Below are 12,268 nucleotides of genomic sequence, written 5' to 3'. Positions count from 1 at the left end.
AGTTGCGGTAGTCGCGCGCCACTACCGCAACTTTTGAGGACTCGCGGGAGGGATGCGCGAGGGTCGCTCCTCCACAGGGGGCGATCGCGGGCGGTCCGTCCGCAGTCGTCGCCCGGGCGCCTCGCCGGGGTCGCGTCGGCTGGTAGCGTCCCGCCCATGGACGCCCCCTCTCCCGCCGCCGGCGCGCGCATGGCCGACCTCGCGCCCGAGGAGCGGCCGCGCGAGCGGCTCCGCGCCCGCGGTCCGGAGGCGCTGACCGACGCGGAGACGCTCGCCGTGCTGATCGGCAGCGGGGTCCGCGGGGCGAACGCCACGGTCGTCGCGCAGCGTCTGCTCGCGCGCTTCGGCGGCATCGACGCGGTGTCGCGCGCGGGCGTCGCCGACCTCGTCCGCCAGCGCGGCGTCGGCGAGGTCGCCGCTTGCCGCATCGTCGCGTCCTTCGAGCTGCGGCGGAGGATGAACCGCGCCGGACGGGCCGCGCGCGTCGTCGACGCGGCCGGTCTCGCCGAGCTGGTGACGCCGCTGCTCGCCGCACGGCCGACCGAGACCGTGCTCGCCGTCGCGCTGACCGCCGCCGGAGCCGTGCGCGACGTGATCGCCCTCGCCGACGGACCGCCCACCCACGCGGAGGTGCCGGTCGCCGAGATCCTCGCCGAGGTGCTGGCGCGCGGTGCGGCCGGCGTCGGCCTCGCGCACAGCCACGCGGGCGCGGCGGACGTCCTCCCCTCCGATCTCGCCGCGACCCGGGCGCTCGCCGAGGCGTGCGCGGCCTGCGGGCTGCGGTTCGTCGCGCACGTCGTCGTCGGCGCCGACGGCTGGCGGGACGCGCCGCCGTAGCAGCCGCGGACGTTCGTGCAAGCCCCTGGCCGGCCACCCTTCCACCCCGCGGCGGCGGCGTACCGTGGACGAGCCCCCACCCCCTCTCGAGCAGGAGTCCCCATGCGAGCAACGATCATCCACGGCGAGCGCGACGTCCGACTCGAGGAGGTGCCCGACCCCGTGCTCTCGACCGGTCGCGACGCGATCGTCCGCGTCACCGCCGCGTGCGTCTGCGGCTCCGACCTCTGGCCCTACCGCGGCGTCACCCCGACGAAGGAGGCGCACCGCATCGGCCACGAGTTCGTCGGCGTCGTCGAGGAGATCGGCGACGACGTGCACGACATCGCGGTCGGCGACTTCGTGATCGCCCCCTTCTACGTCTGCGACGGCACCTGCGCGAACTGCGCGAACGGCGTCTCGACCTCCTGCCTCACCGGCGGCTGGTGGGGCGCCGAGGTCGGCGAGCAGGGCTTCGCCGACGGCGCGCAGGGCGAGAAGGTCCGCGTCCCGCTCGCCGACGGCACCCTCTTCCCGGTCGGCACCGACGTCGACCCGAAGCTGATCCCGAGCCTGCTCACCCTCGCTGACGTGATGGGCACCGGTCACCACGCCGCCGTCTCGGCCGGCGTCACCGCGGGCTCCACGGTCGCGGTCGTCGGCGACGGCGCGGTCGGCCTCTGCGCCGTGCTCGCGGCCAAGCGCCTCGGCGCGACCACGATCATCGCGATGTCGCGGCACGAGTCCCGCCAGGCGCTCGCCACCCGCTTCGGCGCGACCCACATCGTCGACACCCGCGGGGACCAGGGCGTGGCCCGCGTCCGCGAGCTCACCGACGGCATCGGCGCGGACTGCGTCCTGGAGTGCGTCGGCACCAAGGAGTCGATGCAGCAGGCGCTCGACTCGGCCCGCCCCGGCGGCATGGTCGGCTACGTCGGCGTCCCCAACGGCGGGCCGGAGCTGCCCGTGCGCCAGATGTTCGGCTCGAACGTCGGCGTCAACGGCGGCGTCGCGCCGGTCCGCGGCTACATGGCGGAGCTGCTGCCCGACGTGCTGAGCGGCGCGATCGAGCCGGGTCTCGTCTTCGACCTGGAGCTGCCGCTCGAGGAGATCGCCGAGGCGTACGCCGCGATGGACGAGCGCCGCGCGATCAAGACCCTCGTGCGGCCGTAGCGGGAGCCGGTCGTGCGCATCGAGGTCGAGACGCCCCGCGGCGTCGTCGCCGGAGTCGCGGAGGACGGCGTCGCCCGGTTCCTCGGCGTCCCCTTCGCACAGGCGCCGGCGGGCGACCGCCGGTTCCGCGCGCCCGAGCCGCGGGCGCCGTTCGACGGCGTCTTCGAGGCGGACGCCTACGGGGCGACGCCTCAGCGCGGCCGCCCCTTCGAGTTCACGACCATCCCCGAGCACTCGATCCCGGGTGAGGACACGCTGACGCTGAACGTGTTCGCCCCGGCCGAGCCGGCCGGCTCGCTGCCCGTGCTGGTCTACCTGCACGGCGGCGGCTACGTCACCGGAGCGGCCTCGAGCGACTGGCACGACGGCTCGGCGTTCGCGCGCGACGGCGTGATCATCGTGACCGCCGCCTACCGGCTGGGGGTCGACGGCTTCGGCGTCGTCGAGGGCGACGCGAACCGCGGGGTCCGCGACTGGCTCGCCGCCCTCCGGTGGGTCCGCGAGAGCATCGGCGCGTTCGGCGGCGATCCCGGCCGGGTCACGATCGCGGGCCAGTCCGCGGGCGGCGGCGCCGTGCTCACCCTGCTCGGCTGCGCCGAGGCGCAGCCGCTCTTCGCGCGCGCCGTCGCGATCTCGCCGACCGATCGCAGCGTCCCGCTCGAGGAGGCGGAGGAGCAGCTCGCCGCCTTCGCTCACGGCCTCGGCGTCGAGCCCACCCGCGCCGGGCTGGCCTCGCTCGACCAGGACGGGCTCTCCGAGACCGCCGCGCTCACGATGATGCCCGGGTCGGGTCACGCGATCGTCTTCGCGCCGGTCTCGGGAGACGCGCTCCTGCCCCTGCCCGTGTCCGAGGCGACCGCGACGACCGGCCTCGACAAGCCGCTCCTGATCGGGGCGACCGCCGACGAATTCGACAGCCCGCGCCTCGAGCGCGAGCCCGGGGCGGCACCCCGCACGACCGACCTGCTGTTCCGCCGCGCGGTGCTGCAGGCGGCGCGGAACCGTGCCGCAGGACCGGCGCCGACCTGGCTCTACGCCTTCGACCGGCTCTCGCCCGCGACCGGCGGCGCGTCGCACTGCCTCGACCTGCCGTTCTTCTTCGACCACCTCGACGCCGAGGCGACCGCCCGCGTCCTGGGCGAGGACCCGCCCGCGGCGCTCGCCACGGTGATGCACGGCGAGCTGGTGGCCTTCGTCCGGGGCGAGGAGCTGCCCTGGCCGCCGGCGCACGGCGCGGAGGGCGACGCGGTGCGCGTCTACGACGTCGAGCCGGCGGTCGTGCCCGGCCACTACGACGACGTGCTGCCGCTCGTCACGGACCCGCGGGCATGAGCGGGTCCGCGCGCGGCGCCGCAGCGCGCTTCCACCCCGACCTCGCGCTCGGCCGCCTCGTCCCGCCGATCGTGCTCGGACCGCGGCTGCTCCGCCTCGCCACCCGTCGCACCGCCGTCGGCGGGGAGGCACCGCCGGACCTGCTCGTCGAGGACCTCCAGATCCCTGGGCCGGACGGCACCTCGGTCCCGGTCCGCAGCTACCGTCCGCGCACCCTCCGCGGCGCCGCGCCCGCGCTGGTGTGGGTGCACGGCGGCGGCATGGTGCTCGGCAGCCGCTTCGACGACGAGTCCTCGAACATCGCCTTCGCCCGCACCCTCGGCATCACGGTCCTCTCGGTCGGCTACCGGCTCGCGCCCGCCCACCCGGCGCCCGCCGCCCTCGAGGACGTGCTGGCCGCGTTCCGCTGGCTCGCCGCGCACGCCGAGGAGCGGGGAGTCGATCCCGAGCGGATCGCGCTGGGCGGCGCGAGCGCGGGCGCCGGCCTGGCCGCGGGGGCGACCCTCCTCGCCCACGATCGCGGCGGAGTGCAGCCCGCGTTCCAGCTGCTGGTCTACCCGATGCTGGACGACCGCACCGTCACCCGTCCTGGGCCGGCGCCCCGCGGTGTCCGCGTCTGGACGCCGGGCAGCAACCGCTTCGGCTGGACGTCCTACCTCGGCGCGGAGCCCGGCGGCCCCGATGTCTCGCCGTACGCCGCGCCCGCCCGCCGGGACGACCTCTCGGGCCTCCCGCCCGCGTGGATCGGCGTCGGAACCCTCGACCTCTTCCACGACGAGGACGTCCGCTACGCGGAGCGGCTCCGCGCCGCGGGAGTGCCCTGCGAGCTCGAGATCGTCGACGGCGCGTTCCACGGCTTCGACGCCCTCTTCTCCCGCACCGGCGTGGCGAAGCGCTTCTGGGCGGCTAAGGCGGCCGCCCTGGGGAGGGCGCTGGGCGCCTGAGGCTCTGCGATCCGGGCCCGACCGGACGGCGGGTCGAGCCGTGCGGGGTGCCGCTGCACCGGATGGGAGCATGGACGCATGGACATCGACCGCCTCGCCACCCGCTACGAGATCGCCCTGCCCGCCTGGATCGAGGACGCCGTGCGCGACGTCCCCGAGTACCTGTCTGAGCGCGAGGACCGCATGGCCCTCGTGCACGCGCTCGCCGATCGCAACTTCCGCGAGGGCAACGGCGGCCCGTTCGCGGCGATCGTCGTCGAGCGCGACTCCGGTCGCGTGGTCTCGGTCGGCGTGAACGTCGTCCTGGGCAGCGGGGTCTCCTCCGGCCACGCGGAGGTCACCGCGCTCGGTCTCGCGCAGACGGCGCTCGGCTCGTGGGACCTGGGCGGCGAGGGCCTGCCGGCGCACGAGCTGGTCGTCAACTGGCGGCCCTGCGTGCAGTGCTACGGAGCGACGCTGTGGTCGGGCGTGCGCCGCCTGGTGGTCGCCGGGTCGGGTCCGGAGCTGGAGGAGATCTCCACCTTCGACGAGGGCCCGATGCGCGAGGACTGGGCCGCGCAGTTCGAGGCGCGCGGCATCGAGGTCGTCGACGGCGTGCTCCGCGACGAGGCGCTCGAGGTCTTCCGCGCCTATCGCGCGCACGTCGACGCGGGGGACGTGCTCGTCTACAACGCGCGCGCCGCGGACTGAGCCGCCGCCCCTTCTGAACGAGCGAGCCGCCCCGGAGGATCCCCGGGGCGGCTCGTGCTGTCAGTGGGCCTGCGGCGTCAGTGGTTGCCGGGCGTGTACACGGCGGAGGTGCGCCACCAGTCGTCGAACATCGACAGCGGCACCTGCCGCTTGTGCTCGGTCGCCTGGTACCGGGCCTCGATCGCCTCGGCGACCTCGGTCGCGACGTCGCCACCCTCGAGGTACTCGTCGAGGTCGGCGTAGACCAGGCCGAGGTTCGACTCGTCCGTCTGGCCCGGGTTCTCGTCGAGCAGGTCGGCGGTCGGCGCCTTCTCGTAGAGCCGGGCCGGGGCGTCGAGGTGCACGAGCAGCGAGCGGCCCTGGCGCTTCGTGAGGCCGGTCAGCGGCAGCACGTCGGCGCCGCCGTCGCCGAACTTGGTGAAGAAGCCGGTCACCGCCTCCGCCGCGTGGTCGGTGCCGACGACGAGCATGCCCGCCTGGCCGGCGATCGCGTACTGCGCGACCATCCGGGCACGCGCCTTGACGTTGCCCTTGACGAAGTCCGAGATCGGCTCGCCGACCGCGTCGCCGAACGCGGAGGCGATGCCGTCGACCCCGGCGTGGATGTCGAAGGTCACCTGGCGGTCGGGCCGGATGAAGGTCAGCGCGAGCTGGGCGTCCTCCTCGTCGGCCTGCACCTTGTAGGGCAGCCGCACCGCGATGAAGGAGGCGTCGCCGCCCTCCGCGCGCACCTGCTCGACCGCGAGCTGGCAGAGCCGGCCGGCCAGGCTCGAGTCCTGCCCGCCGCTGATGCCGAGCACGAGGCCCTTGGCCCCGGTGTGCCGGAGGTAGTCGGCGAGGAAGCCGCTGCGCCGCTCGACCTCGGCGGCCGGATCGATGGAGGGGGAGACGTGGAGCTCGGAGATGATTCGCTGCTGGACATCGCGCACGCGACAACGCTACTCCCGATGCCCCCGCCCCGCCCCGCTTCGCAGGCGACCGCAAGCCTCGGGCGGTGCACACCGTCCTGCGGGTCGAGCAGCCCCGCCTGCACACACGCATGCCGGTCGAGCAGTCCCGCAGGGGCGTATCGAGGCCGGCCGCCACCAGCAGGACGGGTCTGCATACTCGTCTTCCGACGCCGGTGGATCTACTTGGCAGAGACGCCCGCAGACATGCTGGTCGAGTAGCCCCGCAGGGGCGTATCGAGACCCACCCACCACATGCACGTCGGCCTCTTCCCCGCCCTGCGGTGGCGCCGGAGGCGCCCCCTCCGCTCGATACGCCCGCTGCGCGGAGAACTCGATCAGCATGCAATGGGGCCCATTGCGCGAGCTGCAGGATCCCCCGAGCAGGGAATGTCGCCGTCTCGCGACATTCTCTATATGTCGCCGAACGTAGACAGAGATACCGGTGACAACGATCATGGACACGCGCCCCCGGCGCAGCATCGTGAAGGAAGGAGCGGCACATGTCAGTGGTTCGCACCGCCGAGGACATCGGCGCGGTGATCCGAGCACGGCGTCGACAGCTCGGCTGCACCCAGCAGGACCTGGCCGACCGAGCCGGTCTCTCCCGGCAGTCGATCGTCGCGATCGAGCAGGGCAAGGAACGAGCGGCTCTGGCCGCGGTCCTCCGCGTCCTCCTCGAGCTCGGACTCGAGGCGGACGTCTTCGCCCCCGAGGACGCCCACCAGCGGACGGAGGAGCCGGCCGGTCTCGACCTTCAGGCGTACCTCCGCGGATTCACGGACGGAGCATCCACGTGACGCGGCAGCTCCTCGTCTTCGTCGACGGTGTCCGTGCCGGAGTGCTCGGATGCGACGTCCGGTCGTCGACGTTCCGCTACGACCGGCCGTACCTGGCGCGCCGCACGCCCACTCCGCTGTCCCTCTCGCTGCCTGTCGGTCCACGGGAGTACGGGCCCGAGGCGGTCGAGCCCTTCCTCTGGGGGCTCCTGCCCGACAACGCCGAGACGCTCCGGCGGTGGGCGCTCGACGCCCGGCCGCAGGCCGACGAGCACAATCCGTTCACCCTGCTCCAGCACTACGGGCTCGACTGCGCGGGAGCCGTGCAGTTCGTGCGTCCTGAGAACGAGGCGACCTTCGAGCGTCACGGCGGCCTCTCCCGGCTCAGCGATACGCAGATCGGAGCGCAGATCCGTGCAATGAACGCGGATCCGAGCAGATGGACGTTCGACGATCGCGACGGTCGGTTCAGTCTCGGCGGCGCCCAGGCCAAATTCGGCCTGCTGCGAGAAGACGATGCGTGGGCCCTGCCGACGGGCGCGACGCCGACGACGCACATCGTCAAGCCGGGGATCCCGGAGTTCCGGGGAAGCGCTGTGAATGAGCACGTATGCCTCACGCTCGCCGCGCGCCTGGGGCTGGTAGCCGCGCGCTCCCGCATCGATCGGTTCGACGGCGAGACCGCCGTCGTCGTCGAGCGGTACGACCGTCTGCGCCTGGCGGAAGCCCGTCCGCCGGAACGGAGCGCGCGTGGCCTGCGCCGGATCCACCAGGAGGACTTCTGCCAGGCGCTCTCCGTCATGCCGTCCCAGAAGTACGAGGACGACGGCGGCCCCGGACTGGGACGCATGGCGGCGCTTCTCCGCAGGCAGCTGCCGAGGGACGAGGCGCAGCGCGCGATCGAGCGGCTGCTCCTCGGCGTCGCCTTCAACTGGCTGATCGCGGCGCCCGACGCCCATGCGAAGAACTACTCCGTCCTGCTGTCGGGACGGCAGATCGCCCTCGCACCGCTCTACGACATCGCCACACTGACCCCGTACGACCGGTACCGCCCGGAGCGCATGCGGTTGGCGCAGAAGGTGGCAGGCACGTACCGGCCCGCCGAGATCGGAGGACTCGGGTGGCGGACGGAAGCCGCGGCGCGTGATCTGGACCCCGACCGCTTCGGAGACCGGATCACCGAGCTCGTCGCCGCCGCACCGGACCACATCCGTGCGCTCTGCTCGGACCCGGCGCTGCGGGCGATGGACCCGGAGTTCGTCGACGATCTGCGTGCGGCGCTCCTCGATCGTGTCGCTGCAGCGGCAGCCGCGCTGCGCTGAGCCCGGGTCAGCCGCGCGCGGCGACGATGCGGGCGATCCGCTCCGGGACCGTGTCGTCCTGGAGGCTCGTGACGTCGCCGAGGGCGCGGCCGTCGCGGATGTCGCCGAGGAGGCGGCGCATGATCTTGCCCGAGCGGGTCTTGGGCAGGTCGGGGACGACGACCACGTCGCGCGGCTTCGCGATCGGGCCGATCGCCGTCGCGACGTGCTCGCGCAGCACCTGCGAGAGGTCGGCCTCGAGCGCGGTCCAGTAGGCCGGATCCTCCTCCGCGCGGTCGATCGCCTCGTCGGAGGGGATCACGAACGCCGCGATGGCCTGGCCCGTCGTCGCGTCCTCGACGCCCACCACGCCGGCCTCGCCGACCGCCGGGTGCGCGACGAGCGCCGACTCGATCTCGATGGTCGAGAGCCGGTGCCCCGAGACGTTGATGACGTCGTCGACCCGGCCGAGCACCCAGATGTCGCCGTCGGCGTCGTACTTCGCGCCGTCGCCGGAGAAGAAGTAGCCGCGGTCGGCGTAGCGGGCCCAGTAGGAGTCGCGGTACCGCTCCGGGTTCCCCCAGACCGTCCGGGCGAGGGCCGGGCCGGTGCGGTCCACCACGAGGTAGCCGCCGGACCCGTTCGGCACCCGCTCGCCCGCCTCGTCGACGACGAGGGCGCCGAGGCCGGGCAGGGCGCCCAGCGAGGAGCCCGGCTTGAGCGTCGAGACGCCCGGCAGCGGGCACATCACGGCCGCGCCCGTCTCGGACTGCCACCAGGTGTCGACGATCGGGCAGCGCCCGCCGCCGATCCGCTCGTGGAACCACACCCAGGCCTCGGGATTGATCGACTCGCCGACCGTGCCGAGCAGCCGCAGACTCGAGAGGTCGTACTCCGACGGGACGCCCTCCGGGAACCAGGTCATCAGCGTCCGGATCAGCGTCGGCGCCGTGTAGTAGACGGTGACGCCGTAGCGCTCGATGATCTCGAAGTGCCGCGCGGTGTGCGGGGTGTTCGGGGTGCCCTCGTAGATCACCTGGGTGAGCCCGTTCGAGAGCGGTCCGTAGATCTCGTAGGTGTGCGCCGTGACCCAGGCCAGGTCGGCGGTGCACCAGTGCACGTCGTCCGGCTTGGCGTCGAACACGGCCCAGTGCGTCCAGGAGGCCTGGGTGAGGTACCCGCCGCTGGTGTGCACGAGGCCCTTCGGCTTCCCGGTCGTACCCGAGGTGTAGATGATGAACAGCGGCGTCTCGGCGTCGAAGGCCTCGGCCTCGTGCACGTCGCTCTGCCCGTCGACGACGTCGTGCCACCAGACGTCGCGGCCCTCGGTCCAGGGGAGGTCCGGCGTCTCGTCGCCGGTGCGGCGGACGACGAGCACGTGCTCGATCGACGCGACGCCGGCGACCGCGTGGTCGGCGTTCGCCTTCACCGGCACGGCGACACCGCGCCGGAACTGGCCGTCGGTGGTGACGAGCAGCTTCGCGCCGGTGTCCTCGACGCGGAAGCGGACGGCCTCGGCCGAGAAGCCGCCGAAGACGAGGGAGTGGATCGCACCGATCCGCGCGATGGCGAGGGTGATCACGACGGTCTCGGGGATCACCGGGAGGTAGACGACGACGCGGTCGCCCTTCCCGATGCCGAGTGCGGTGAGCGCGTGCGCGGCGCGGGCGACGTCGCGCTGCAGCTCGGCGTAGCTGATCGAGCGCCGGTCGCCGCGCTCGCCCTCGAAGTGCAGGGCGGTCTTGTCGCCGCGGCCCGCGTCGACGTGCCGGTCGACGCAGTTGACGGCGACGTTGAGCGTGCCGCCCTCGAACCAGGTCGCGCGCGGGACCGACAGCGTGCCGTCCTCCTGCGGGACGGCCGGCTCCCAGCGGTGCGCGGTGTGCCAGGGCTCGACCCAGTCCAGGCGCCGGGCGGCCTCCTCCCAGAACGCCACCGGGTCGGCGGCGGCGCGGGCGTGCTCGCCGGGGGCGACGTTCGCCTGCGCAGCGAAGGCCTCGGGCGCCGGGAAGCGGCGGGACTCCTCGAGCAGGTTCGCGATCGTCTCGATCATCGGCGGGCCTCCGTGGTCGTCGTGCCGGTGGTCGTGTCGGTCGTGGGACGCGCCGTGCCGGTCATCCTCACGCCCACTTCCGGATCGCGTAGCGCTGGAACACGCCCACGATCGAGTCGGTCAGCTTGCCCAGCACGGCAAGCAGGATGATCGCGAGGAAGACGCGGTCGATCCGCCCGTTGCTCTGGCTGTCGGTCAGGCGGAAGCCCAGGCCCATCGACGAGGCGATCAGCTCGGCGGCGACCAGGAACAGCCACGACTGCGCGAGCGCCAGGCGCAGCCCGGCGATCACCGAGGGGATCACGGCGGGCAGCTGCACCGCGGTGAACAGCCGCACGCCGGAGAGCCCGAACGCCCGGCCCGCCTCGACGAGCTGCCGGTCGACGTGGCCGAGGGCTGTCGCGACGGTGGTGAAGACGGGGAAGAACGCGCCGATCGTGATCAGCGTGATCTTCGACTCCTCGCCGATCCCCATCCAGAGCAGCAGCAGCGGCACCCAGGCCAGCGACGGCACCGCGCGGATCGCGCCGAGCGTCGGTGCCAGCACGACCTCCCACACCCGCGAGAGCCCGAAGAGCGCGCCGACCAGCAGCCCCAGCGCGGAGCCGAGGCCGAAGCCGATCAGCACCCGCTGGGTCGAGATCGCGACGTCCTGCCCGAGGTCGCCGCGCTGCGCGAGATCGACCGCCGCCGCCCAGACCATCGCCGGCGACGGGAACACCGAGACCGACACCATCCCGGTGGTGGTGACGATCTGCCAGGCCGCGAGCAGCAGCACCGGGAGGATCGCCCCGCCGACGACCAGGAACCAGCGCCGCGAGGTGAGCGGCCGGGCGTGCGCCGCCTCGTCGTCGCGGATCCGCTTCTGCGAGGCCTCGACGCTCGGACCGACCACGGCGGTGCCGACCGCACCCGGCGCCTGCACGAGCCCGGTGCTCCGGCGCACGAGGTCGGCGTCGGTCACGGTCTCGTCGTCGCGTGTCGCCATCGTCGTCTCCTCGGTCGGTGTCGCGGTCGGTGCTGTCGCGGGTCGTTCTGTCGTGGTTCGGTGCCGTCGTGCGGGGGTGGTGCGGGCGTCAGGAGCGCCGTCAGGCGATCGCGGACGGATCGGCCGCCGTCGCGTAGCTGTCGTCGATCAGGGAGTCGAGGGCCGCGTCGACCTGCTCCTGCGAGGCGACGTCGCCGTTCGCGACGAAGATCGGGCCGATGACGGAGAGCACGTCGGTCTGGGCCGAGCCGGGCACGTTGTCGACGTCGAGGTTGCTGCGCTCGGTGATCACGGTGGTCGCCACGGCGACGTCGAGACCGGCGACGGACGCGAGGATGCTCGCCGTCTCCTCCTGGTTCTCCAGGGCCCAGGCGCGGGCGTGCTCGTAGGCGTTCACGACGGTCTGCGCGAGGTCGGGCTTGGCCGCGAGGAAGCTCTCGGTGGCGTTGAGCAGCCCGTAGGAGTTGAAGTCGACGTTGCGGTAGAGCAGGGTCGCCCCGGCCGCCTGCGCGCCCGCCATGATCGGGTCGAGTCCGGCCCACGCGTCGACCGAGCCGTTCTGCAGCGCGGCCCAGCCGTCGGCGTGCTGCAGGTTCTGCACGGTGACGTCGTCGATGCTCAGGCCGGCGGCCTCGAGCGCCTGCACCAGGAAGAAGTAGGGGTCGGTGCCGCTGGTCGCCGCGATCTGCTTGCCGGCGAGCTGCTCGACGCTCGTGATCGCCGAGCCGGCGGGCACGACGAGGGCGGACCACTCCGGCTGGGAGAAGATGTCGATGGTCCTGATCGGCGAGCCGTTCGAGCGCGCGAGCAGCGCGGCCGAGCCGGCGGTCGAGCCGACGTCGATCGCCCCGGCGCGCAGCGCCTCGTTGGCCTTGTTCGAGCCGGCCGACTGCACCCAGGTGACCGTGACGTCCTGCTCGGCGAGGGCGGCCTCGAGCCAGCCCTTCTCCTTGATGACGAGGCTGAGCGGGTTGTAGGTCGCGAAGTCGAGCGTCAGCGTGCCGCCCTGGGTCTTCGCGGTCGAGCCGTCGGAGGCGGCGGGCGCCGCGGCCGCGCCGCCGCCGCCCTCGCCCTGGACGCATCCCGCGAGGAGCGGGACCGCGGCGGCGGTGAGCAGGCCCGCGAGCGCGGTGCGGCGGGTGAGTGGGGAGGTGCTGAACGACGGGAAGGACATGGGGGCCTCGACTTCGGTGCGGTGGGGGAGTGGGACGAGTGTGCGGGAGCGGACGGACGGGATGTCCGCGA

Annotated in this window: 11 protein-coding genes; 7 read left to right on the top strand and 4 right to left on the bottom strand. The window is 73.5% G+C overall.

Annotated features, from left to right (window positions below; translation table 11 throughout):
* The first annotated feature begins 156 nt into the window (after positions 1-156).
* The 5 genes from EDF22_RS17010 to EDF22_RS16990 all read left to right on the top strand — a co-directional run bounded on the left by EDF22_RS17010 (position 157) and on the right by EDF22_RS16990 (position 4,955).
* The gene (locus EDF22_RS17010; protein ID WP_123706045.1) at positions 157-837 is read left to right on the top strand and encodes a RadC family protein; all 681 of its coding nucleotides are present in this window, start codon (positions 157-159) and stop codon (positions 835-837) included.
* Positions 838-939: 102 nt separating this feature from the next.
* A complete protein-coding gene (locus tag EDF22_RS17005; RefSeq protein WP_123706044.1) occupies positions 940-1,989 on the top strand; it encodes a zinc-dependent alcohol dehydrogenase family protein in 1,050 nt (349 codons plus the stop codon).
* 12 nt (positions 1,990-2,001) lie between these two features.
* A complete protein-coding gene (locus EDF22_RS17000) occupies positions 2,002-3,321 on the top strand; it encodes a carboxylesterase/lipase family protein (protein ID WP_123706043.1) in 1,320 nt (439 codons plus the stop codon).
* Entirely contained in the window at positions 3,318-4,265 is a 948-nt protein-coding gene (locus EDF22_RS16995) for an alpha/beta hydrolase (RefSeq protein ID WP_123706042.1), read from the top strand. Before EDF22_RS17000 ends, EDF22_RS16995 begins: the two co-directional genes overlap by 4 nt.
* Positions 4,266-4,343: 78 nt before the next feature.
* Positions 4,344-4,955 carry a nucleoside deaminase gene (locus tag EDF22_RS16990; RefSeq protein ID WP_185039061.1) on the top strand — a complete coding sequence of 204 codons (612 nt, stop codon included), beginning with the start codon at positions 4,344-4,346 and terminating at the stop codon, positions 4,953-4,955.
* A gap of 77 nt (positions 4,956-5,032) precedes the next feature.
* Here the strand turns inward: EDF22_RS16990 and nadE are convergent, their stop codons facing one another.
* A complete protein-coding gene (nadE, locus tag EDF22_RS16985; RefSeq protein ID WP_123706041.1) occupies positions 5,033-5,884 on the bottom strand; it encodes an ammonia-dependent NAD(+) synthetase in 852 nt (283 codons plus the stop codon).
* A 521-nt stretch (positions 5,885-6,405) separates the two neighbouring features.
* Here nadE and EDF22_RS20945 point away from each other — a divergent pair.
* Positions 6,406-6,702, top strand: coding sequence for a helix-turn-helix domain-containing protein (locus EDF22_RS20945; RefSeq protein WP_123706040.1), 297 nt, complete (start codon positions 6,406-6,408; stop codon positions 6,700-6,702).
* Complete coding sequence (locus EDF22_RS20545; protein ID WP_185039057.1) at positions 6,699-8,003, top strand: type II toxin-antitoxin system HipA family toxin; 1,305 nt, start codon at positions 6,699-6,701, stop codon at positions 8,001-8,003. Before EDF22_RS20945 ends, EDF22_RS20545 begins: the two co-directional genes overlap by 4 nt.
* 7 nt (positions 8,004-8,010) lie before the next feature.
* Here the strand turns inward: EDF22_RS20545 and acs are convergent, their stop codons facing one another.
* The 3 genes from acs to EDF22_RS16950 form a co-directional block, all read right to left on the bottom strand.
* Entirely contained in the window at positions 8,011-10,035 is a 2,025-nt protein-coding gene (acs, locus tag EDF22_RS16960) for an acetate--CoA ligase (RefSeq protein ID WP_123706039.1), read from the bottom strand.
* 67 nt (positions 10,036-10,102) lie between these two features.
* On the bottom strand, positions 10,103-11,023 hold the full coding sequence (locus EDF22_RS16955) for an ABC transporter permease (protein WP_123706038.1): 921 nt from the start codon (positions 11,021-11,023) through the stop codon (positions 10,103-10,105).
* A gap of 100 nt (positions 11,024-11,123) precedes the next feature.
* A complete protein-coding gene (locus EDF22_RS16950) occupies positions 11,124-12,197 on the bottom strand; it encodes an aliphatic sulfonate ABC transporter substrate-binding protein (protein ID WP_123706037.1) in 1,074 nt (357 codons plus the stop codon).
* Positions 12,198-12,268 lie beyond the last annotated feature (71 nt).

Source organism: Rathayibacter sp. PhB127, assembly GCF_003751665.1.
GTDB classification, from domain to species: domain Bacteria; phylum Actinomycetota; class Actinomycetes; order Actinomycetales; family Microbacteriaceae; genus Rathayibacter; species Rathayibacter festucae.
Note: the sequence above shows the minus strand (reverse complement) of the source record. Positions and strands in the feature narration are given on the sequence as shown.